Source organism: Ochrobactrum sp. PL_is483, assembly GCF_055816855.1.
In genome coordinates this window covers 1-22,596 of sequence record NZ_JBVPGS010000027.1, presented here as the reverse complement: position 1 = coordinate 22,596, position 22,596 = coordinate 1, and the positions used below count along the sequence as shown (strand labels likewise).

At 61.2% G+C, this 22,596-nt stretch carries 19 protein-coding genes, 1 tRNA gene and 7 pseudogenes; 4 read left to right on the top strand and 23 right to left on the bottom strand.

Features of this window, described 5'->3' with window-relative positions; all coding sequences use genetic code 11:
• Positions 1-68 precede the first annotated feature (68 nt).
• Positions 69-884: a helix-turn-helix transcriptional regulator gene (locus AC0TNJ_RS04650; protein WP_473770402.1), complete on the top strand. Its 816-nt coding sequence runs from the start codon at positions 69-71 to the stop codon at positions 882-884.
• Here AC0TNJ_RS04650 and AC0TNJ_RS04645 read toward each other — a convergent pair.
• The 22 genes and pseudogenes from AC0TNJ_RS04645 to AC0TNJ_RS04540 form a co-directional block, all read right to left on the bottom strand.
• Positions 871-1,482 (bottom strand): LysE family translocator, encoded by a 612-nt coding sequence (locus AC0TNJ_RS04645; protein WP_473770401.1) that lies wholly within the window; start codon positions 1,480-1,482, stop codon positions 871-873. The two genes, AC0TNJ_RS04650 and AC0TNJ_RS04645, sit on opposite strands and share 14 nt — an antisense overlap.
• Positions 1,479-2,150 carry a B3/B4 domain-containing protein gene (locus AC0TNJ_RS04640; RefSeq protein ID WP_473770462.1) on the bottom strand — a complete coding sequence of 224 codons (672 nt, stop codon included), beginning with the start codon at positions 2,148-2,150 and terminating at the stop codon, positions 1,479-1,481. Before AC0TNJ_RS04640 ends, AC0TNJ_RS04645 begins: the two co-directional genes overlap by 4 nt.
• 76 nt (positions 2,151-2,226) lie before the next feature.
• Positions 2,227-3,033 (bottom strand): AraC family transcriptional regulator, encoded by an 807-nt coding sequence (locus AC0TNJ_RS04635; RefSeq protein ID WP_473770400.1) that lies wholly within the window; start codon positions 3,031-3,033, stop codon positions 2,227-2,229.
• A 58-nt stretch (positions 3,034-3,091) separates the two neighbouring features.
• Positions 3,092-4,519, bottom strand: coding sequence for a DUF3363 domain-containing protein (locus AC0TNJ_RS04630; RefSeq protein ID WP_473770461.1), 1,428 nt, complete (start codon positions 4,517-4,519; stop codon positions 3,092-3,094).
• Positions 4,493-4,984, bottom strand: a pseudogene (locus AC0TNJ_RS04625) (relaxase/mobilization nuclease domain-containing protein); the annotation flags it as partial. The gene AC0TNJ_RS04630 and the pseudogene AC0TNJ_RS04625, both read right to left, overlap by 27 nt.
• A gap of 460 nt (positions 4,985-5,444) precedes the next feature.
• Positions 5,445-6,155 (bottom strand): lytic transglycosylase domain-containing protein, encoded by a 711-nt coding sequence (locus AC0TNJ_RS04620; protein ID WP_473770399.1) that lies wholly within the window; start codon positions 6,153-6,155, stop codon positions 5,445-5,447.
• A 4-nt stretch (positions 6,156-6,159) separates the two neighbouring features.
• Positions 6,160-6,495, bottom strand: a complete 336-nt coding sequence (locus tag AC0TNJ_RS04615; RefSeq protein WP_473770398.1) for a DUF736 domain-containing protein — start codon at positions 6,493-6,495, stop codon at positions 6,160-6,162.
• 35 nt (positions 6,496-6,530) lie between these two features.
• On the bottom strand, positions 6,531-7,076 hold the full coding sequence (locus AC0TNJ_RS04610; RefSeq protein ID WP_473770397.1) for a S26 family signal peptidase: 546 nt from the start codon (positions 7,074-7,076) through the stop codon (positions 6,531-6,533).
• A gap of 102 nt (positions 7,077-7,178) precedes the next feature.
• Positions 7,179-7,646: pseudogene (locus AC0TNJ_RS04605) on the bottom strand (methylase); the annotation flags it as partial.
• Positions 7,647-7,804: 158 nt separating this feature from the next.
• Positions 7,805-8,448: pseudogene (locus AC0TNJ_RS04600) on the bottom strand (antitoxin of toxin-antitoxin stability system).
• A pseudogene (locus AC0TNJ_RS04595) lies at positions 8,441-8,857 on the bottom strand (hypothetical protein). Before AC0TNJ_RS04595 ends, AC0TNJ_RS04600 begins: the two co-directional pseudogenes overlap by 8 nt.
• 64 nt (positions 8,858-8,921) lie before the next feature.
• Entirely contained in the window at positions 8,922-9,470 is a 549-nt protein-coding gene (locus tag AC0TNJ_RS04590; protein WP_473770396.1) for a hypothetical protein, read from the bottom strand.
• A gap of 200 nt (positions 9,471-9,670) precedes the next feature.
• Positions 9,671-9,835 (bottom strand): hypothetical protein, encoded by a 165-nt coding sequence (locus AC0TNJ_RS04585; protein ID WP_010335706.1) that lies wholly within the window; start codon positions 9,833-9,835, stop codon positions 9,671-9,673.
• Between the two features lie 402 nt (positions 9,836-10,237).
• Positions 10,238-10,534: a hypothetical protein gene (locus AC0TNJ_RS04580; RefSeq protein ID WP_473770395.1), complete on the bottom strand. Its 297-nt coding sequence runs from the start codon at positions 10,532-10,534 to the stop codon at positions 10,238-10,240.
• Positions 10,528-10,866: a hypothetical protein gene (locus tag AC0TNJ_RS04575; RefSeq protein ID WP_473770394.1), complete on the bottom strand. Its 339-nt coding sequence runs from the start codon at positions 10,864-10,866 to the stop codon at positions 10,528-10,530. The genes AC0TNJ_RS04580 and AC0TNJ_RS04575 overlap by 7 nt, the downstream gene beginning before the upstream one ends.
• A 98-nt stretch (positions 10,867-10,964) precedes the next feature.
• Positions 10,965-13,103 (bottom strand): ParB/RepB/Spo0J family partition protein, encoded by a 2,139-nt coding sequence (locus AC0TNJ_RS04570; protein WP_473770393.1) that lies wholly within the window; start codon positions 13,101-13,103, stop codon positions 10,965-10,967.
• A gap of 124 nt (positions 13,104-13,227) precedes the next feature.
• Positions 13,228-13,623 (bottom strand): DUF2958 domain-containing protein, encoded by a 396-nt coding sequence (locus tag AC0TNJ_RS04565; protein ID WP_473770392.1) that lies wholly within the window; start codon positions 13,621-13,623, stop codon positions 13,228-13,230.
• A complete protein-coding gene (locus tag AC0TNJ_RS04560) occupies positions 13,620-14,582 on the bottom strand; it encodes an ArdC family protein (RefSeq protein WP_473770391.1) in 963 nt (320 codons plus the stop codon). Before AC0TNJ_RS04560 ends, AC0TNJ_RS04565 begins: the two co-directional genes overlap by 4 nt.
• A 200-nt stretch (positions 14,583-14,782) precedes the next feature.
• Positions 14,783-15,667 (bottom strand): phage exclusion protein Lit family protein, encoded by an 885-nt coding sequence (locus tag AC0TNJ_RS04555; RefSeq protein ID WP_473770390.1) that lies wholly within the window; start codon positions 15,665-15,667, stop codon positions 14,783-14,785.
• Positions 15,642-15,857: pseudogene (locus AC0TNJ_RS04550) on the bottom strand (DUF433 domain-containing protein); the annotation flags it as partial. The gene AC0TNJ_RS04555 and the pseudogene AC0TNJ_RS04550, both read right to left, overlap by 26 nt.
• 73 nt (positions 15,858-15,930) lie before the next feature.
• Positions 15,931-18,902: pseudogene (locus AC0TNJ_RS04545) on the bottom strand (TrlF family AAA-like ATPase).
• A 120-nt stretch (positions 18,903-19,022) separates the two neighbouring features.
• Positions 19,023-19,964, bottom strand: a complete 942-nt coding sequence (locus AC0TNJ_RS04540; protein WP_473770389.1) for a DUF2971 domain-containing protein — start codon at positions 19,962-19,964, stop codon at positions 19,023-19,025.
• Positions 19,965-20,308: 344 nt separating this feature from the next.
• Here AC0TNJ_RS04540 and AC0TNJ_RS04535 point away from each other — a divergent pair, with 344 nt between their 5' ends.
• From AC0TNJ_RS04535 to AC0TNJ_RS04525, 3 genes and pseudogenes are all read left to right on the top strand, one after another.
• Positions 20,309-20,503, top strand: a complete 195-nt coding sequence (locus AC0TNJ_RS04535; protein WP_473770388.1) for a hypothetical protein — start codon at positions 20,309-20,311, stop codon at positions 20,501-20,503.
• A 70-nt stretch (positions 20,504-20,573) separates the two neighbouring features.
• Entirely contained in the window at positions 20,574-20,774 is a 201-nt protein-coding gene (locus AC0TNJ_RS04530; RefSeq protein WP_473770387.1) for a type II toxin-antitoxin system prevent-host-death family antitoxin, read from the top strand.
• 38 nt (positions 20,775-20,812) lie between these two features.
• Positions 20,813-21,928, top strand: a pseudogene (locus tag AC0TNJ_RS04525) (recombinase family protein).
• Positions 21,929-22,463: 535 nt separating this feature from the next.
• Here the strand turns inward: AC0TNJ_RS04525 and AC0TNJ_RS04520 are convergent.
• Positions 22,464-22,540 (bottom strand) — tRNA-Met (locus tag AC0TNJ_RS04520).
• Between the last annotated feature and the right edge of the window lie 56 nt (positions 22,541-22,596).

Sequence of the window (22,596 nt, the reverse complement as noted above, 5' to 3'; positions counted from 1 at the left end):
ACGGATGATTGAGTCAGAATAAAAACTGTTACAATATTAGAAATTATCCTATTACCGAAAGTAACGCCTTGTCCACCCGAACCCTTGCACGCACGCGAAGCGATCTTTCCGAATTCCTCACCCGACACAGGGCAAAGCTCACGCCCGCCGAAGTAGGGCTTCCGATCACCGGTGGTCGCCGCACGTCGGGGCTACGCCGTGAGGAAGTGGCAGGGCTCGCTGGCGTCGGGCTCACTTGGTATACGTGGTTCGAGCAAGGCCGCGACATTCAGGTCTCGGAGAGCTTTCTGCTCAAGGTAGCGAAGGCGCTCCGCCTGGACGACTCGGAATGCAGCCGCTTGTTCCTTTTGGCGCACCGTCGTCCTCCGCCCCCGGAGGCCTATCAGTGGCCGTCCGTGAAGCCGCTGATCCAGCAGATGCTTGATGATCTGACGGTTCGTCCAGCCTATGTGCTGAACCTTCGATGGGACGTGATCGCGTGGAATGCCGCGGCCGATGACCTGTTCGGCTTTTCCGGTCAGGAGCAAACGGATCGTAACGTCATGCGGATAGTTTTCGCGGATCCCGATATGCGTCGTCGCCTGCCAGCGTGGCGAGAAGATGCTCCGAAATTGCTCGCGCAGTTTCGTGCCGACCTGACCACCGCCCCGGATGATCCCGCCATGCTCGCGTTAGTTGACGAACTTAAAATGGTGTCGCCTGACTTTCGTCGCTGGTTCGAGCAACCCGAGATGGAGAGCTACAGCCGGGGAATCGAGGCTCTTCTTGACCATGCTGACGTTCGATACAACTTCGACCACGAGATGCTGATCGTGGACGAGCATCGCCATCTAAAGATGATCGTCTATTTCGGATCATCGGATCGCCGCCTCATCGCTGGGTGAACGCGAGCTGCGCCGCGAGGCCGGCGAAAGCTGCCGCGAAGCCGCGCCGCATCCAGACCTGCACGGGGGAGCTAGAGATGACATGCCGTCGGACAGCAGCAGCGAAGGCTCCATAAGCAGCGAAGATCACGAAGGTCAGCGCCATGAACACGAGGCTCAATTCCAGCATCGTGGTCACGGGTGCTGCATCGTCGGGCCGGACGAATTGCGGCAGGAAGGCAAAGAAGAAGATCGAGAGCTTGGGGTTCAACAGGTTGATGAGGATCGCCGAGACGATCACCTGCCGGACGCTCTTGCCGCTTGTCTCATCGTTCAGACTCAGCATTCCGCGATCACGGAACATCGCCCATGCCATGTAGAGCAGATAGGCGACACCGAGATATTTGAGAATCTGGAAAGCCAGCGCGCTCGTGTGCAGCAGGGCGGCAAGCCCGCTGATCACGGCCAGCATATGCGGCACGATGCCGAGCGTGCAGCTGAAGGCGGCAACGAGGCTTGCACGCTCACCGCCCGAAAGACCCGCTGCCACCGTGTAGATCGCGCCGGTTCCCGGCGACGCGACAATGACCAGAGAGGTCAAGAGAAATTCCAGCGTCATTGGGGTTCCACTCCTGTCGCCGCAGCGGCGGGCCAGATCGCGGCCAGCGCGCCGGCGAGCGATGCCATGACGGCCGCAACATCGGTGTCGGCTGTCTCATGCAGGGCTTCGATCACGATCAGGGCTTGCGTGGTTTCCGGGCGAACGGCGGACCAGCCGCTTTGCCGGTTGGTCCAGCGGCGCGCATGGGCGCGGCCATCATCATCGGCGAAGATGACTTCGCCGGGTTCGGGATGCTCGATCTCGCCGCCGAAGGTTTCGTAGGTCTCATTGCCGCGGGCGAGCCGCACAGTCATCATGTCGGTGATCCTGCTCGTATCGAACACCGCGACCGGAATGGCGAAGGTGAGAGAGGCGGCATTGCACAGGTCGATCAGCGGATGAAGCGCGGGAAGTGCCCCTTCCTTGCGGTAGCGTCGCAGCAGAGCCTCCGACGCGCAACGGTATTGCGTGGGCTTAAATCCCATCGCGGAGAAGGCGCGCCGCCAAGCCTGTATCTCGGGGAACTCCCCCTCGCTGGCAGCGGCAAGCCGCTGGTCAGCGATTGCGTTTAGTCGGGCGATCTCGGCTGATGGATCGGCCGTCGCGTTGACCCCATCGACAAGGAGCGTGCGGGAGCGAAGTTGCGGAAAGCGGGATTGGATCTCGGGGGCGTAGCGAAACTGTATAGGCATACTCTTGGCTCGGATGTTTTCGGACCATATGCCGGGAGTCGCCACGCGCCGTCTTGAAGGAAATTGCAGGTCAGTTCATCGCGGCCGCATAGACGCCGGGAGACATGCCGTAAGTGCGGACGAAAAGCCGCGTCATGTGGCTCTGGTCCGCGAAGCCGGCAGCCTGCGCCGCATCGGCGAGGGACGTGCCACCCGCAATCATCTTGCGCGCCTTCTGCAGCCTGCGCTGGACAAGATAGGCGTGCGGCGTGAGGCCAGTCATCTTCGAGAAGCCCCGCAGAAGCTGGAACTGGCTGACGCCGCCAATGGCTGCCAGCTCGCCAAGCGACAGCGGCGCGGCGGGATCGTCGTCGATGCGCGCGCGGGCCTGTTCGATTGCCATGGGCGCTCCGGCCTGTTCCCGGTTTCGGCGTTCGACAAGCCGCGCAAGCAGCAGCAGCAAAGTTTCCCCGCCCTCGATCTCGCTATGGCCGCCGTACGGATCAGTCATCGCGCGAAAGAGCGACAGAAAATACTTGGCGGTAGTCGCATCGCGTATCGCCGGATGCGCAAGCTCGGCTTTATCGGTGCCGCTGTCTGTAAAAGTGAGAAACGTATCAGCCAATGCCCCCGGATCGAAATAAAGCATCCGCCAAGACCGGCCGTTCTCGCTCAACGGCAAGCCGTCATGCACCTCGCCGGGCTTGACTGTAATCACATCACCGGCTTCCGCCTCCACGATGCCGCGTCCACTCATGGACTTCTGCGCGCCGCGCAGAATGACACCAATGCCGAACTGGTCGTGGGTGTGGCGGCCAAACGCATGCGAGGTGTCGGCCGATACCGCGTCCACGCCGCTCATCCCGCAACGAATTATATTGAACCATCCCTTTGCCATTGCGCTGATACTACATCACAACGGCAACTCTAGGCATGTGACACTCTGTGACTGGTCTCTAGATAGCGAGTCCCCTTTGCCGTCCCAACTGCCACGACACCGATCCGCCCTGCACGACGCCCGCGACCTCGCGGCCGAGCTGGCGTTCGATAACCGGCCTCCACGGAACAAGCGTGAACTCATGACTGTTTTCCACTACGGCGAACTTGCCGCTGGATAGCTGCACGGTGCCGGTGAACTTGCCGCTGACGTTCTCGCCGTCTGTGGCGGCGCGGAAAGGCAGCCCCTTGCCCTCGGCCATCTCCGAGCCGACTCGGGAAATCTCGCGCTCGCGCAAGGTGGCGAAAAGGTTGCGCCTGTAGAAGATGCGGCCGTTCCGTGCTCGGGTGGCATCGTCCTGTTCGATGTGATACTCGCGGCGCTGGTCCATCGCCTCACGCACCTGCTGGCCGAAGCCAGCGGGGGCAAGGTCGGCGACTTCGCCGTGGATCAGCCGCCGGTCCAGCCAGGTCGCGCCGTCCGATCCGATCTGCCTGTCCAGATCGACCGGGGAAAGGACGCGAACGCTGGCCTGCCGGTCGCGGCCGGCGTCGTATTCGGCGGCCCGGCTCTCGAAGTTGTCGGGGATACTCCATTGGTCGGCGTCGATCCGCTCGACGATCCCGGCTCTGCGCAATGCCTCCAGCCGCCGGACATGGGCATCGACATAGCCCTCATAGTCGCCGCCCGGAACGCGGCCCTCGAATTTCGCCTGCTCCAGATGACGGCTCGGCCGATAGATACCGTCTTCGGCGATGGCCGTGATGCTGCGGTCGGATGGGCGGGCCGCCACCTCGGCCGGGCCGATCTGGACGACGCTGCCGATGCGGGCGTCCTCCAGCCGCTCGGGCGCGATGCCGGCGATGTGGTGGGTGCGGCCGTCGATCCCGTCCACCACGATTGTCAGGTTCTCCCCCAACTCGTCGGACAGGTGCTTGTCCACGACGCGGCCGACGATGGGCGTCTCGGGCGCTCCATCATGGATTTGGAAGGTCATGGGATCGCGCTCGCCGCCCTGCGGGCCGAGCGCCTTCTGCATGGTGCGGATAATGTCGCCACGCTCGCCTAGCTCGCGCAGGGCTGGCTCCATGTCCTTACTCAATTCCCAAACGGCGGGCGCGTGCTCGGTCGCCAGTCCCATCTTCTCCAGCTTGCCGAGACGGCGCAGGCGTAGCGTCCGCTCGAACTGCCACCTCGGCTCTGCCGGTTCATGGCGCAAGTCGAGGAAACGGGCATCGGCTTCCTCGGCTATGGCGCGGTCGATCCGGGTGAAGCGGTCCTGGTCGATTTCGGCGGACAGCTTGCGGGTCTGCTCGATCTCGGTGACGGGGCCGAGTTCCAGACTGGCAAGCTCGCTGGCGCGCTCGCGCAGGCCGGCGGAAAGGTAATCGCCGTTGATGACCAGATCCCCGCCCGTATCGTCGCGGCCGTTGACGATGACATGCACATGGGGATGGCCGGTGTTGTAGTGGTTCACAGCAACCCAATCGAGTTTCGTGCCGAGGTCGGCTTCCACCTGTTTCATGAAATCGCGGGTGTAGGCCGTGAGGTCCGATAGCTCCGCGCCATCCTCGGGCGAGACGATGAACCTGAATTGGTGGCGGTCGTCCTTGCCGCGATCAAGGAAGGCATCGCCATCGGCGCGGTCCTCGGTCGCCGAATAGAGCCGGCCGCGCTCGCCGTCGCGTGACGTGCCGTCGCGCTGGACATAGCGCAGATGCGCGCGGGCGCGGCCGCCTTTCCATGCGGCCCTGACGCTGCGCTGCTTGACGATCACGCGGCGACTGCTCGGCTGTAGATGATGCCAATGGCCGGAGATGTTACGGGCGCGCACGAAGCTCGCGCCCCGGCCACGCTTCACGCCCTTTCCGCTGGCGACCACGGCACGGGAACGGCCCGGCGATGACGGCATGGAAGGATCGCGGGAGGCTGCTGCCTGATGCTGCCGGGTGATCTTCCTGACCTGCGTGAAAAAGCTCTTGGTCTTGCCGGCCTTGGGCGTGTCGGATCGGATGCGGCCGGGCTTCGGTCGGAAGCGGTTTTCGTCGTCGGCGCTCATAGGGGCGGCTCCAGCCAAAACCGTCGAAAACAGGCTGATATGGGCCTATGGTGCCGCTCGAAACCCTGCAAAGTCAAGGCTTTGCGCGAAATCGCGGCACGCGGCCCCTCAAAACCATGGTGCCGGAACTGGCCACCTAACCAGTGTGCAGACAACAATAATTTCCAGAAGCGGCCCGATATGGTGCCGTCTTCTTTAATCTTGCCCTCCGCCTTCTCCGCCCTTTTTGCCCTTCCTGCCGGGAATACAGCCAGGCGACCCCTTGTCTGACTGCACACCGGAAGCGGACCGAAGCAATGTCGAGACGCCATGCTCATGGCGCATCTCCATTGCTCGCGCTGGCTACGAATATGCCGCCGTCCTGCGGCTCCTGATCGACGGAAACGCGCATAGAAACGGTTGCGCGGACGTCGTTCGAAGACTGATTGGCTGCCGCCGAATTGCCGCTGGATTGCGCAACGAAGAGCGGAGCTTCGCGCCAATCCGGCGGTGGAGGCGGCACGATCGTCGGCACATCAGGCGCAGTCGCACTGCCGAAAACAGGTGCGAGCATGGCGACATAGGCACGTGTTTCTGCGGGCAAAGTGCGGCCTGTCGCCAGATGCTCGTCATAGCGACCGGGACCGGCATTGTAGGCGGCAAGCATGGCCGCGACATCACCATAGCGGTCCCACATCTCGCGCAGATACGCTGTACCTGCGAGGATGTTGTCGCGCGGATCGTAAGGATCGCGCCCGAGGTCATGGCGGCTTCGCAGGCCCGCCCAGGTATCGGGCATGACCTGCATCAGTCCCATTGCACCCGCCGATGAGAGGGCGCGCACATCGCCCGCGCTCTCGACGCGCATCACGGCAACAATCCAATGCTCGGGAATACCGAAGCGTTGGGCTCCTTCCGTAATGAAGGCCGCATAAGGATGAGTTGCTGCGCGCGTTGTGGGCGGCGGCGACTGTGCCGCTGACTGTGCTGTCGCACAGCCGAGCGACAGCAGGGCCGTGAAGTGAAGAAGGGCGCGGGATCGCATGATCTCAATCCCGATCTTCAAGGGGCCGCGGGCGGCTCCAGTGTAGTGACCATGACGAGCCTGTGTCGTCATCGCGGAACAGATTGGCGCGAATCGGCTGCGGCAAGGCGGGATCGTCGAGCAGCACGGAGAGATATTCGCCAGCCTTTTCGCCGGTGCGTTTCCATGCAGCGCCGACCTCGGGGCCGTCATCAGCACCGTGATGGACACGGTAGTCCGGCGCATTTTCGGCGTCTGAATGCTCCGCGGGCAGGATGCTTAGTTCGCGGTAAAGCGTCAACGTGTGAACGCGCCCTGAAAAGCCACTTTCATCCCGCGTGAACAATCCGATCTGTGGCATGGTATGTCTCCTATGTTTGTGGGTTGGGCGTGAGATCAATGCGTGGCCGCCCGCCACTCGTAGCGGCCATCACCTTCCTCATCGGTCCAGAGCGGGAGCGCCCGGCCGATGACCGAATTGGCGGGAACAGGTCCGAAGTAACGGCCGTCGAGGCTGTCCCGGATGTCCCAATTCATGAGGAAGAGTTCACCGTCGCCAATGATGCGGCAGCCCTGCCAGACCGGCAGATCGCGACCTATGCGGTCGCGCTCCAGTGCGTCCCCGATCTCGACATTATCGACGGTAATGGTTGCACCGTTGCGGCAGACGCGCTGTCCTGGCAGGCCGAGGACGCGCTTCAGCAGCGGTACGCCACGTCCGATATAGCCACGCTCGACCATGAACCGCTCTAGCGGCTCAGACGGCATAATGGCGACCAGTTCGGTAAGTTCGAGCGCATCGGCGTGAGCAACTGTGTAGAAGCCAATGGGCGCGCTGGCGGTTGCATTCCAGATCAGCCGGGTTGGCAGATCGGCAACAGCCGTGCCGACCAGCGTACCGACGGCCAGCATGGACACGGCGAGGTTATGACGGCGGTTCATGGTGCGATCCTCCGACGGCTGACCCACGCGGCATGGCGCTCCGGGGTGTAAGGCGCGGGTATCGGCCAGTTCGTTGAGGATCAGCGAACCGCCGATGGTCTACGCGAGGACCGCCAGAAGGCCGGTGCCCGCCGATGGTTCCAGAACCCTGTCATCAGGTGTGATCGCAGCAGCCGTCAGAGCGGCAAGACCGAGGGGAATCGGCGTCGAAAACTGCTGGAAGTTCTGGCTTTCCTCGGAACGCCGGGTCTGCGTGGGCAACAGTCCTGCGATCTTTGCCAGCACGGAAAGCCGTGCAGCCGGAGACGCGGCTTTACGGAAAAGCGCCTTTCCGTATTTGCGTAAGAAAAAGACGGTAGCGACTTCGCACGCCTCATAGGCCAGCTTCCAGTCCCAGACGCCGGTGGTGTCGGATGCGCCGAAGGCCGTTTCCATCGCACCGCGCAAGGTGGCAGCATCGACGCGCTGGCCGCGTTCGAGATGGGGGAGCAGATGATTGGCCGCAGCCAGGATGGCGGGCGCAGCTGCCAGCGGCGTGACCGGATCGGCCACGGGAAACACCATGTTCATGTCGGAAACCTCAGGAGAGCGGGAAGGACAAGCCCGGACAGCGCTCTCTCTCGACCACCCGGACTTAACCCCTTCCGGCCCATCTCTGACTCTCGAAGCGCATCATGAAAAAAGCGCCCCGACCGGACGGTGGGGCGCTTGGCAGTGTCTTCTCGGGATCAACCGAAGCGGCGACCGGCTTCGGTGAACGTGTATTCGTTGGCGGCGATGGTTTCATCGACCGCTTGGTCCGAGGACAGATAATCATATTCGCGCTCAAGCTGGCGGTAGAGCCAGCGGGCCAGATCGCGCAGCGCCTCGATGATCGTCTCCTCGGCATCCTCGGTCATGTCCTGCCCGGTGGGGCTGTGTCGCTCGACCGAGACCGCCATGCAGTATTCGTGATAATAATAGCCGCGATGGCTGGCCTCTGCGCGAAGCTGATGGAAGTTACGGCGCTGGATCGCCTGAAGGGCATCGGCGATGCGGTGCAGTTCGGTGTCCTGCGGGGCGTATTCCCGGATCAGGCGCGGCGCATGTTTGTGGTAGGAGTACCAGGATTCAAAGCAAGCACCGTCACCTTGTGACCAGAAGCCCCGGAACCAGAGCAGGGGTCTTGCCGCGTGCCGCCTCCCATCAAGCGGATGGTGCGGGTCTTGAGGTTCAGCCCGAGGATTTCCGCAATGCGCTGGAAATCTTCATAGACAGCATCGTACCAGTCATAGTCTAAGCCGCCCTCACGATACCAGGCGCGGGCCTTATCCTTCGCCGCATCGGACAATTCGCCCAAGCGATAGACGGTGGTTTCGATGATCTCAGGCATTGGGATCTCTCCCTTCGAGAACCGAGGAAAGCCAGCCATCGGTGTCGATCCAGTCCACCGTCTCGCCGGTGGCGAGATCGAGGACATGCGCGCCGCCGCCGAAGCCATCCAGGAGGGGTCGAGAGCAACTGTTTGCCCATTGCAGTCCCCATAATCCGGTCAGGCCGAGGGTCGCCGCGCAGTGTATGACGAACCGGATGACATGCTCGGGGTCGCCGGTATCATCGTCACGTATCTAGAGCTGCGTACCGTCATGCTCAGGTTGGATCGAGAGCAGGAAGCTGTTTGTGGGTTCATGTTCGGCACTGCTTCCGTCCGACAAGGCTTTATGGAGATCGACGGCACGGACGGCATTCTCATGCGTCCCGACATTGAGCAGGCAGGAAAAGTGGGTGTGGTAATCGGCCATATCAGCCTCCTGAAACAAGAAAGCCCGGCATGGCACCGGGCGGAATCACGGGGATGGGCAACGGTCACGCGGCCTGTGGCAGGCGGAGCAGATCAGCCGCGGCATCGCGCCAGAAGGGATCGACCAACCGGGCTTCCAGTGCAGCGGCACGGTAACGCAGCGCGCGGGCCTCGGTTGATGCCGCTGCGCAGAATGCCATACCGCGCAGGCGGCTGGCCTCGGTCACGACCCTGCGTGCCTCGGCATCGGAGGCGACCGGCTGCTGCCAGAGGATAATACCGGCGCGGATTTCACCGGCGAGGACCAGGCGCTGATCACGGTCCTGAATGAGCATGATGCGCGGCTGAAAAGACGGGAAGCTGTCTGGTCCCGTGCAAATATCGCCGCGCGACAGGCGCAAGGCCGCGGCCTGTATGGCTTCTTCCGGTGACGGGCATTCGCCAAGCGGGATCACGCGGTCAAAGCTGTTCGCCACGTCACTGGCGTCATAGCTGGCGACGCCAAGGCATGAGATGCGCAGCGGCAGCTTTTGCGCCCGATAAAGCGCGGGCAGAACATCGACAGCCAAAATCTGACCGATGGAACGGAAGGTTTCGGAACGGGCAAAGGTCATCGGAAGCACTCCATGACGGGCGCCGGTGAGCCTCTCTCTCCAGCCCTCAACCCGTCACAGCCGAACGGCCCGCACTCTTCCTCTCTGACCGGGCTTGTTCCCGGTTCCGCTGCCGACGATGGGGGACCATCGTGAGGCACTGAAGGCCCGAAATGCGGGTCTCCGCGCTCGGGCCATCGGGGATGAGGCGCTTTCGCGCCTTACTCCCACGGGTCCAGCTCCAGCTTCACCATGTCGTCGTCGCCGTCGAACTCGGCGGCCGGGCAAGCGGCGTGGGTGCCGTCTCCGGCCTGGAACACAACGATCGAAACCATCAGCGTGGTGGCGAGGCTGGCGGCGAAGGCGGTGGCATCTGCATAGGACATGGGTTCCGGCTCCTGTCTTTGGAGGCGGGGGACCATCCCCCGCGCGACAGGCGCCCGAAGTGTCTGACCGGATCTGCAATCACCCGAGGGCGTTCGGACTTTTTCCGAATCCCCGAGGGCGGCACGCGCGCGTAAGCCGACCCCTTTGGGGTTGAATGTCAAAGAGACGGATCGGACCAAGGTTTGCGAATGGAAGCGGTGGTGGTTTTTCGCATCTGACTGGATGCCGGATACCTGTCGCAGATGCTCTGCCGCGCCAGCCTTGCCACCATGTTGGCATCAGGATCGTGTTCCCTTCAGGCCGGAGACGGCACCCACGCCGCTTGTCCTGATGCGGACGGCGGATTGGACCCGTCTGGTGCAGCCCCCATCCTCACGGCCCGACACCCTGCGGTCGGGTTTTCAACTCCAAAGCCCATCGGCAATTTCGCGGGCAATCATCGCACGCGCTTTCATCATCAGATCGTCGCCCGAAGTGTCGATATGACCATAGAAGCGCGCACGGCCGCCATGGGCGGTCCATTCGGCGTAGCGGCAATGCTCGCGTGCATCGAGGCGGAAAACGCGCATGTCTTCGGCCCAATGGGGTTTAGGTTCCACGACAACGGTGATGCCGTCGCGGGTTTCCTCCCAGGGCAGTGTCCGCGCCGTTGGATGGTTTTCCCGATCTTGGGTAAATATCTCATTGGTGGTCAGCATGATGCACCTCCGCTGGCACTGCGCGGAGCGAGAACGCTCGGATCGGTGGGAGCGTGGTCGCCGACTTCGACGTCACAGAGCTGTATCGAGAAAAATTCCTCTCCGCTCTCCAGCATTCGGTCGAAATACTTCTCTCCGATCTCCCCATCCGGCGGGGGATCGTCGTCATAGGCATTGCTCCACCATTCCTTGGCAATGCCTGTACGCCAGTTCAAAGCCCGATCTCTGGCGAGAAATACACGGACATCCGTACCGTGCGGATGATCATAGATGGCGACATGAACCGACTTTCGGCTGCCCTGGTGGTTCGGAGCCTTGGCGTTGTGCTGCATGATTTTGTCTCCTTAAACAAAAATGGCCCGGCGGAGTGCCGGGCCTTGCCGTGGAAGTGCAAAGAGGACGGGGCGACCGAAGCCGCCCGGAATGAGTGCTATTCAGCAGCGACCATATGCTGTTCTTCCTCGTCGTCAGCCGGGTCGTCCTCACCATCGCCGGAAAGGAAATCGGGCAGATCGTCGACTTCCGCCGCAGCGCCCGATGTCGGATCGACTTCGATACCATCGTCCAGCATGCGCAGCGGCTCAGGCAGCCAGCCGGTCTCGGTCAGCAGGCGTTCGGCTTCCTTGGCCATGTCGCCCTTCTTGAGGTGTCCGATCAGCTCGGCGGCCCGATCACCGGCCCCTTCGCGCACGGCTTCGAGGATACGCGGCTTGGTCACGCGGCCGAGATAATTGCCAACCGTCGGCTGCCAGCCCACGGCCACCATGTCGAGGCCAGTTGAACGGGCCAGCCGGTCAGCCTGCGACAGGCGGATGTCCAGCCCGCGCTGACTGACGCCCGTGCCGCTATAGGGGTTGGGCTTTTCATAGAGCGCGTTGACACCGAAGCTGACGCAATGGGCGAGCAGATCCATGCGCGACCCATCGTCCAGATCGGTCAGCCAATCCCAGAGGGCGGCATCGTCTGCCGGGACATGATCGCCCCAGCACTCGTGCCGGTCTGCGATGGCCTTGGCCGACGCGCTATCGCGCAGATCCTCGGCCTGTGCGGGCAGATGGACCTCCCGGACCTGTGCTTCGAGGCATCCCTTGCTGGAATGCGGTATGAAGCAATCCATGACCAGCCGGTGGAGCAGTGCCGTCATGGCGACATGCGGGTTCACCGCCACCGCATCCCGCAGCGCCAGCGTGCGATGCGCTGTCAACTCGCTGACCAGGCGATCGGGCAGCGGCTTGATGGTGTCGGCCTCGTCTTCTTCCTCCGGTTCGGTCGATTTGCCGCCAAGCGTGATAACCGCGCGCATGCTGTTCACCGCCGATTCCGCCGGCTGGAGCACCTCGCCGGTTTCCGGGTCAACGATCTCTGCTTCCGGTTCCGCAGGCGTTTCATCCTCGGCGCGAACATAGCCGCGCTCGACCAGCAATGCGCCATCGGCGTCGATGCTGACGAAGACGCCTGCCATGCTGATCTGGTCCGGGTCGAAGGTCATCGGACGGTGCTCGAAGGTTTCCAGCGCCTGTTCGATCTCCCCGAGGCGGGCGTCGATCTCGTCAGGCAGTTCGTCCGCCTCACCATATTCGGCTTCAAGCCGATCATATTCGTCGCGCAGAGCCTCGCGGGTGGCGCGTTCCTCGTCGCTCAGATCGACCTTGGTGCCGACAATCTGGCGAAGGCCATGATCGTGACCATAGGGAAAGGTGATGGCGACCTCGACCCATTTCCAGCCCTCGGCGGCTATAGCTTCGGCCTCGGCCTTCAGCTTTTCGCCCACCAGCCGGTCGAGCAGCACCGGATCTTGCAGCCAGCCGCCATCGTCCTGCTGGAAGAGATCGCGCAAGACGCAGCCCCCAGCCTCCTCATAGGCGGCAATGCCGACAAACACTGCCCGCTTGTCGGCGGCGCGGACCGTGGTTTCGGTCAGCAGGCGGCGGATGTGGTAGGGTTCCTTCTGCCAGCCATCCTTGATCGCTTCCCAGACCTGCTCCTGACGGGCATGGTCAGAACTGACGCTGAAGGCCATGAGCTGTTCCAGCGTCATGCCGTCCTCGGCATAGACGTCAAGCAATGCCGGTGAGACGGAAACCAGACGCAAGCGCTGCTTCACTACCTTGGCATCCACAAAGAAGGCGGCGGCGATGGCCTCCTCGGTCATGCCCTTCTCGCGCATGGCCTGGAAGGCGCGGAACTGGTCGAGCGGATGCAACGGTGCGCGCTCGATATTCTCGGCGAGCGATACCTCGTCGATCAGCACATCGGCGCTGGCCTCCGACACAACGCACGGGACCGGCGCGACCTTGGCGAGGCGCTTCTGCTTGACCAGCAGCTCCAGCGCTCGGAAACGGCGACCGCCGGCGGGCACCTCGAACATGCCGGTTTCCCTGCCCTCGGCATCCACGACCGGGCGGACATGCAGGGACTGTATGAGGCCGCGACGGGCGATAGACTCGGCCAGTTCCTCGACCGAGATCCCGGCCTTGACGCGCCGGACGTTGGACTGGCTGAGAACCAGCTTGTTGAAGGGAATGTCGCGCGAAGACGAAAGGGTGATCTTCTGAACGGCAGTGGCCATGTTAGTGACTCCATGACGGACGCCGGTGAGCCTCTCTCTCCGGCTATCAGCCCGTCACGAAGCGAAGCGCCGCCCTCTTCCTCTGAAGAGAGCGACGCCAGCCGCAGGACCTGAAACCCGGAAATCAGGCACTCCGGTTTTCTGTATCGGCGGATGTAAAGGAAAAACCCGCGCCGACGCGGTAGAGCAGACGCTCGGCGGCGCGGATGCTGCCGGTCTCACGGGCGGCCTCGGCCCAGACCGAGATCGGGAAATCCCCGTTGAACAGCAGATCGCACTCGATGCCCATGCCGAAGGGCAGCCGGACTGACTGCATCTCGCCAAGGCTCCACAACCCCAGTTCGGGATAACCGAGATCGGCCAGACCGAACATGATGTCGCCATCCTCATCCAGTTCGGTGGCGAGCCAAACGCCTTCACCGAGAGGGTTGAAGAATTTCACGACCGGGATGTGATCCTGATCGCGCTGACGACCATTGGCCAGCAGGCGGTCGCGCTGTGTGCCGGTCAGGAGGATCATGCCGCAGCCCTTCGGACGGTTACGCCAGCATCCGGCTCCCGGGCGCCCTCGGCCGGCAGATGCGATAGCAGCCAGTCCGCCGCCTTGCTGGCCTGCGAGGCTGCGCGGACAATGGCGCGGGAATCCTCGCGCATGACCTCCAGCCACGACCCGATGTAATCGGCATGGCGAACGGTCGGCACGATCCCGAGCGCGGCGCAGCTGAAGGCCGAGGTCTGCTCGGCAATCATTTCCTCGAAGGCGTATTTCTTCGAGCCGAACGAGCCGGTCAGATCGCGGTCGAGACGGCTGTGATGGCCGCTGGCGTGACCCAGCTCGTGCAGGGCCGTCCGGTGCCAGTTGATCGGCTCGAAATAGGCTTGCGGAGGCGGCACCTGCACATAGTCGAGCGACGGCATATAGAAGGCGCGATTACCACCGATACGGAAGTCGATGCCGGTGGCTCGGATCAGCGCCTCGACCCGAGGTTCGATTAGGCCCGGCGGCGGTGGCGGCGCGACTGCCGTGATCTCATCGGGCAGGCCATCGCATTGCGCGGCGTTAAAGACCGTGAACCGCTTCAGGAACGGAATGGCATGCGCATCCTCACCCGTCTCGCGGGCACGGCGCTTTTCGTCCTCAGGGGTGAAACGGTCGGCATAAACGACGGTGCTGCCGCGTTCGCCCTTCCTGACATTTCCGCCAAGCGAAAGCGCCTGGCGGAAAGTCAGCCACGCCTGACCCGGGAAGCCGTGCTGGATGACAGCGCCCCAGAGGATGAGAATATTGATACCGGAATAGGTCCGCCCGGTTGAAGCATTTCTCGGCAGGCCCAGCGGGGCGGTATCCGGCGACGCACCCCAGGGCTGGACCCAGGGCAGACGTCCTTGCTCCAGCTCGGCGATGATTTTGTTGGTGATGTCGTCGTAAAGGTTGCTGCGCGCGCCACCGTCAGCGGGGCTACGATCCTGTCTGGCCATCGGGATGATCTCCGCGACGGGCGCCGGAAGCCTCTCTTCCAGCCCTCAACCCGTCACGGAAATGCCGTCCACACTCTCACTCTGAAGGGGGCGTTGCGGGGTCTCCCCGCAGAAGGGGGTGCGTCGGCAACGCCAGTGCTGACCGGGGGGAAGGCTTTCCCCGCCATGACAGAGTGCAGCAACCTGCTGCACAAAGCGATTTAAGCAGAACGCTCACCCACCACGATCATGGGCGCCGACGGCCACAATGTCCGCAACGTCGCAAAGGCGGTATGAGCAATAGCCTCGGCCAATTCGTCACGATCATTTCCCATCAGGCAGCACACCGCGTTGATACGATCCTGAACCGAAGGGTGCGTGTCGGACGCTGCCCAACTGTCTTTCGCAAGAAGGGTCAGCGAGAACAGGGCGAAATAAATCGCCATCTCCCGCTTGCGGCGGACAAGGACAGGATCATCGCCGCTTTCATCGGAATAGCGCCGTGCATGCTCCAGAATGAACAGGGTCGCAAATTCATCGCAGGAGAATTCCTCCCGATGTCGCGCCTCCTGTGTGTCGCCATGGACACTCGCACTCGTGCCTTCCCGCTGGTGCCGGATGTGCCGGACCTCATGCAGCAAGGCCCAGGCCACCGCAATGATAGACAGTTCTGAGGCTGCCCGTCCTTGAGGATCTTCGTTCTTGTCCGGCAGTGTCCCGGGTTCGGGAACGCCATCCGGCAAAGGGGCTTCGTCCGACTGATCGTTCTGAAGGGCAGCGTCAAATGCCGCGATTAGTTCCTGAAACCGGGCCAGATCCACCGTAGGGAAGTCCTCGCTCTCCGCAACGGCCCTGTGGCCCTCCCAGGCGGCGAAAGCGCCGATCCAGAAGGACCGCACGACGCGGTGATTGAACCGGATGTAGCGATAGCTACCGGCGTCCATGATAAGCCGACCATCTTCGTGGTCATCAGGAAGGAGCCGAAACACTAGGTCGAGGTCTTCCCAGATTGAAGAAAGCTCGTCCGCCCGTTCCGGCACGGAACCGATGAATAGGTTTCGGATTGCTTGCTGTACGATTTCATCCTGTCGAACCGCGTTGGTCATGGGATGTCCATCCTTCATTGTTACCGCCATTGCGGGCCATCATCGTTGTAAGATCAGGAAATGTGCGAGGACGGCCGCGCAACGGGCAGGCCTCTGCGTAGATCGTGGCGAGCCTGACCTTTTCGGCATCGAGGTTCGGCCAGGCTGAGAGGATGCGCTCCGGCGAATGGCCGGCGACCTCGGCGCCAGCCGGGAGGAAGGTTTTCCCTCCACAAAGCCGTTTTTCTGTAGTGCCTGAAAACCGTCAAATCGATCGACGCATTTCATCTTTCCAGTCTGACGCGCAGACGCCGCGCACGCTCGCGAAATGCTTCTTCACCGCCTTCAAGAATATCGCACACCGATTTGCGGATATCTGCGTTTTCCAGGCCGCCTGCCTTGTAAGTGATGGGCGGCAAGCCGCCGATCTGATGCGGGCCAACCTCTGCGACAATGATCTGATCCGCGTCGGTGTTGATAACAAGGTTCGCGTTGTGGGTGACCATGATGACCTGCCGTTTGGATTTGGCGGCAATGAACAGTGAGACGAGTTCATCGAAGACAGACTTAGGATCGAGGTTTTCCTCTGGCTGGTCGATGATAAGTGGCCGGTCGTCTGCGTCGTCCAGAGCGAGGTACAGAAGTAAAAGCACAATCCCCCTCGTCCCAGGCGAGAGTTTACGGATATCGATGCCGTCATAGACAATCTCATAGCGTACCGAGATATGGTCAGTCGCAAACAGCCAGTGGGCAAACTCCTTGAGCCAGGCACGAAACTCAGCCTGCTGCGTTTGAGCAATGGGCGCGTGTCCGATCAAGTCTCGCAGGTACGTTGAGATGAACGCGGCCATCGCGGCTTGCACGTCCGCAGCCGTCCCATGCTCCCAAGCCGGCTTGAGCGCAGTATTGGCCAACTGAATCAGCGATCCACGGCCATTGAAGGGACCGGCCTTTCTGCGGTCGAGAAGTTTCTCTTCCGCAGTCGTTCCCCAGGCTTCGACATCAACTATACGGCGCACGGAAAAGCCGAGTTTTTGCAAGGTTCCTGATGAGGCTGCCAGACGGCTCATAAGCGGCGCGTAGAGACTGGCGAGCGCCGTCTGTTCATTGATGATGGCTTCGAACACACGGCCATAAGCCGCATCACGTTCGGTTTGCAGGTCTTTCTTGCGGGTCGCGGCACCCTGCGCATCGGTGAGACGGGCTTGCAGGTTCTGGAGAGCGGTGTTTTCCTGACCAATGCGGAGTGAAAGCGCAGAATATTGATCCCGCACCAGTTTGTCTGCGCTGACCAAGGCTTCGAGCCGCGTCATCTCGGCTTGAAGGACGTTGAGTGTAAGCGTGGCAAGATCGGCGCTGTCGGCTATGGGTGGCGTGGGAATGCCCGGTGGCAGGGGCGGACCATTGAGAGCAGCAATCTGCTGATCGGCCCATGTGATATAGCCCGCCAGACTCTTGTCGACATCGCCTTGATACACCAGCAGGAATTCGTCCCACTGTTGATCGTTCATATGGCCCTGCTGATGGCGTTCCCTGGCCTGCCGCAACAATTCGGGCGCCTTGGTAGCTCGGGTACTTTTCACCTCATCTTGTAGGGCGAGGAAGGTCCGCCTCTGATTGCCGAATCCCTGGATCTTACCGCGTACGGCCTGCACCGCCTGACTGAGTTGCGTGTGCCGTTGTGCCTGAGCTTCTGTGCCTTTGACGACGAGTTTGGCGAGATCTTCATTGTAGCTTTTAATCAAGCCGGTTTTCTGGGTCACCTGTGCAGTCAGAGTCGCGACAGAACTTTCCTTTTCCAGTTCCGTAGCGATGCGATCGGAAATGTCGGCGATAGCTTCGGCTTCTCGCTCACGGGCATGCTGGAAGCGACTTGTGCTATGGCTGCGCAACTCGGCGAAGTCGATCGCACCGTCCCGCTGATCGTCGGAGTGGGATTCGAAAATCACTCGTTCGATCTCGGCGATCAGACCGTCAGAGAAGCCGCCGGAAGAGCAGAGCTCTTCCACGAATTGCTGCGACAGATATCGGGCGCGCGGAAAGGATAGATGATTGTTAGCGTCCCGACCATCGAGCGCGCGCGTGACGGCGGCGCCACCACCCCAGGTCAACGTGGCCGTCGCATCGCCGACCAGCTTGTGGGCGCGGACAAGGAAGGAGGGACTAGCATTCTCGCTGGCGCTCCATCCAGATGGCGTGATGGCATCACATCCAGCAGCAATCATATCAGCGAGGGCTGTTTTTCCGGAACCGCGAGCCCCGATGATCGCTACCAGGCCGGGGTTGAGAGGGATTTCGGGAGTCGCAGCCCAATCTGCATCGGCGATGGAGATGTGCGAAATGACTTGCGAGGGCATAGCGGTTCGCGGCGGTTCCGTTCCGACGTAAGCGCGACCTTCGGGATCGATGCAGGCTTGACGCAGTGCATCGAACTCGAGACCGCCCTTGATCCAAGAGAAGCGCTCTTCCACCGGCTGCCCGACGGTTTTTTGGTCATGTGCGTCGCTGCCATGCAGACTGGCTTACAACCGTCATAGTCCTCGCGTAGTTTCTCAACACTGACGCCCCTCTTGCCGAACCAGAATTCGCGCTGTGCGGGGCTGCTTGAGAAGATGATGTGAGCGAACCGCTCGATCTCCTGGCGCATCGTCGCATCGGCCGCCTGCCGTAACCCCGACGTTCCATCTCCCGCTGCGCCAGCCACTGCGACCAAAATGTTGGCCTTCGCCCAGTCGCTGTCTCGTAGCACCTGGCGCAATTGAACGAAGTTGACCTTGAACTGCGTGGCACCGTGGCGCAGAGCCGCACCATCGTCGATGATGGTGGTGTCGGCGCGCTTGCCAAGCGCAATCAGGTCGTTGCGAGTACAGTTATAGGTGTCGCCATGCGCCTGGAACTGCAATCGTTGGAGAATGCGATGCAGTTCGGCCAAATGATCAGAATCTTCCGGACTGACTAGCAGGTGCACATTGACGAAGCCGGTCTTGGCGGCGATGTCGAGCCGCAGTTCGACATTTGGAAAGATGAGCTGGACGTTGGGCAAGCGCCCCGCCTGCTTGCGTCGCAACACCTCCTCATACGTGTCAGTAACATAGTAGTCGGTGACAGCTATGGCACCGATTGCGGGCGTGCAGCTTTCCAGAGATGTTAGATAGGTCTCCCAGGGATCGCCACCGCCGAACTGATTGTTCAGGATTGTCCCCGGTGCATGGATGTGTGGCTCCCAACGCCGCCACTGCGAACCTCTGCCGATCATTGCCCCTCCGCGTGTGTCGGCAGAAATAGATGGTCTATGCTCTGTCCGAATTCGTGTGATTCAAGAGATGTTTAACATCCGCAAGTTGTTTTGTAAAAAATCTTCCCATCAGATTTGTTGTTATTCTTCATCGAGATTTTCAAAAGCCTCAAAAATTGCGAGCGATCGCCGGGGAAGCGAGGCACCAAGTTCGTCTGTGTCGAGCGTGTATTTCCGGAGGTGAAACGTGCCGGGTACTTCGCGCATCTCGAAAAAGCGCACGGGGCGGTCCCGGTTTGCCAGAGCCTGAACGACTGTAAATTTGACGCTTGATTTGCAGCGAATGCCAAAGACGACTTCTTCGAGTTCCAGCGGTGAATCCTGTGCTCCGCGTTTACCGATCAGACGCCATTCCCGCTCATAACGCCAACTCGCAGCCTTGCGGAGTAGGACGGCTTCGTCGACGCGCTGTCGTGCGGCGCTGTCGTTCTCCATCATAGCCACATCGCTGGCCAGCACCTTGCGACTGCCTCCATAGCGGATCTTGTTGAGGTCGGCTTCCGCTCCGGCCGGAACGGAGTAGCCAGCACAAATCCCGTTATGCTGATCGCCATAGTGGCTCCACATCAACGGGCATGTGGCCCGGGATCCGAACGAAACGATGCCACGGTCATAGCGGCGAAGCAGTTCTTCTTCGAGATACTGACGCAGCAGCGATTTCAGGGGATCGGCGATCTCGTAGCTGGGATCGGTTGCGTGATAGCGGATTTCGTCAAGCAGCCGAGCGGCATCCTTCTGGCTATGCCGCGCGATATGATCGATGGTTTTGGGGCCACGATATTTGAGGGATTTCGCCGCAGCCTGCATCTCGGCGAGGATACGCTGCTCGCGCAGACGGCTTAGAACCTGCTCAAGCTGATCGTTGGGGAGGTTAGCATCGAGAGTTGGGCGGCAGTCGAGGGGGTCGTTGAAGTCACCGGGGTCTGAATAATACAGCTCGTCCGCGACCAGCATATCCAGCAGGCGATAGCTGAAACCGCGATATTTATACAGTATTCGCGGCAGATTGTTACCATCAGCCATATCAAGCCAGCTCCTTAGTTTTTTATTTTCGCCATAGAAATTTATAGCACTATCTAATCTTTATAAATATTTCTGATCGAATTCCGCAAGTATGCGTTTACCTAACTGCGGCTCGGGCCGCCGCCAAAGAATATTTACCTGAGCAACTTTGGACTGGGCGATAGGAAGCTTCACGCCGTCGCAGTTCGAAAGGCGACAGGACCACGCCCCTCCCGCGACGCCCCCTCCCTTTCCTACGCTACGGTATCCTATTCACCGCACAGCGGTGCCGGAAGCCTTTTCAGACGTGACATTTCGCGCTTCCATCCTCCGAGCCCCTTTCCGGGCATGGGATATTGGAGACAATGGCGGTCAAACGGAACAGGATCAATATTGAGGTTACAGCCTCGACCGGACCGGAAACGAACCGGAATGATCCTGCGCGCAAAGACGCGGCCTTGATGTCGCTGGCTCGCCTGATCGGTCGCCAGATTGCCCGCGAACAGTTCGATCGTAAACTGGCAGCGGAGCGCAAAGCACAACGCCACCTGCGTAGCTGACTTGCAAATTCCTTTGCATTTATACGTGTAATACGTACTATATCAGCAGCCTATTCTCCTGGAGTCTGCGATGCCAACCACAACCTCCCTCGAATTTCAGCGCAAGTTCGGACAGTATCTGAACGAGTCTCACCGTGAGCCGGTAGAGATCACGCGACATGGCCGTCGCGAGTTTGTGCTGATGTCGGCCGCCCAATATGACGAACTACTGTCAGCGGCGCAGCGCAGCAGCAAAGCCGTCGAAGCCGCCTCCGACCCTGAACCGAATTAACCTCTCCCCTTGACACGGAGCTTGAAAGGACTGGCGATATGACCCGCGTTGCGCTTTATGCCAGATATTCTTCCGACAATCAGCGCGAGGCGTCGATCGAGGACCAGTTGCGCATCTGCCGCGAGCAGGCGAAGCGCGAACAGTGGAAGATCGTCGGAACCTACAAGGATGCGGGCATCTCCGGCGCGAGTATGATCCTGCGCCCCGGCATTCAGTCGCTCCTGCAGGACGCGCAGGCAGGCCAGTTCGACATCGTGCTGGCAGAAGCGCTCGACCGCATCAGTCGAGACCAGGCTGACGTCGCTACCTTCTATAAGCGCCTCAAATTCGCCGGCGTTCCGATTGTCACGCTGTCCGAGGGCGAGATCAGCCAGCTTCATGTCGGCCTCAAGGGCACGATGAACGCGCTGTTCCTAAAAGACCTTGCCGCCAAAACCCATCGCGGCATCCGTGGCCGCGTCGAGGACGGCAAGTCAGGCGGCGGCCTGTGCTTTGGCTATAATGTCATCAAGCAGCTCGACGCGCGCGGCGATCCCATTCGCGGGGACCGGGAGATCAACGAAGCCGAGGCGAATGTTGTCCGGCGCATATTCCGCGAGTTCGCCGCCGGCGTCGGCCCACGCACAATCGCCCGCACCTTGAACGAGGAAGGTATCCCCGGTCCGGCTGGCAAGCTCTAGAGCGACACCACCATCCGGGGCCATGTGAAGCGCGGCACGGGGTTGGTGAACAATGAACTCTATATCGGTCGTCTGATCTGGAACCGGCTTCGCTACATCAAAGATCCATCGACCGGAAAGCGCGTCTCACGCCTGAACCCGGAATCGGAATGGATCATCAAGGATGTCCCGGAGCTGCGTATTGTCGATGACGAACTTTGGCATTCGGTCCGTCTCCGGCAGGACGAGATCGCCGAGAAGTTTGCCAACGTCACCGAAGCCGTGCGCAAGCACCACAAAAAGAACCGCCTGAACGGCACACGTCGGCCGAAGTCCCTTCTGTCCGGCCTGGTGTTCTGCGGCTGCTGCGGAGGCCCTACTCGCTTCGCGGCGCGGATCGGTTCGCTTGCTCGAACCACATCAGCAAGGGCGCCTGTTCAAACAGCCGCACGATCCCGCGCGAGGATCTGGAAGCCCGCGTGCTCTCCGGCCTGAAGGACCGGATGATGGCGCCGGAGATCGTTGAGGAGGCGATGCGTGCCTATGCGGAGGAGACCAACCGGCTGAACCGGGAACGCCGGTCCAGCGGTGATACCTGGAAAGCGGAACTGGTAAAGATCGATAATAGATCCGCGGCATCATGGAGGCAATCAAGGCTGGCATGTTCCATGAGAGCATGAAGGCAGAGATGAACACGCTTGAGGCACGCAAGACCGAACTGAACCGCCTGCTGGCCGACGCGCCAGAGGACACACCAGACATTCTGCCGAGCGCCTCGGCGATCTATGCGAAGAAGGTTTCGGCCCTGACGAAGGCGCTCAACCGCAAGGGAGAGCGGCAGGAAGCGGCGGAGGCTTTACGACTGCTAATCTACAGGATCGTGCTGACGCCGGGGCCAGAACGGGGCGAAGTTTTCGCAACACTGCACGGAGAACTAGCAACAATCCTCGAATGGACTGAGCATCAAGCCATTGGAAAGATTGGCAAAACGCCAAAACCCCGCTGCGTGGGCAACGGGGTTTTGGATCGTTGGTTGCGGGGGCAGGATTTGAACCTGCGGCCTTCAGGTTATGAGCCTGACGAGCTACCGGGCTGCTCCACCCCGCGCTATTAGTTGCGAACCTTATTGGCCCGGGAGCGAAGTCAGGCGTAGCCTGATGAGG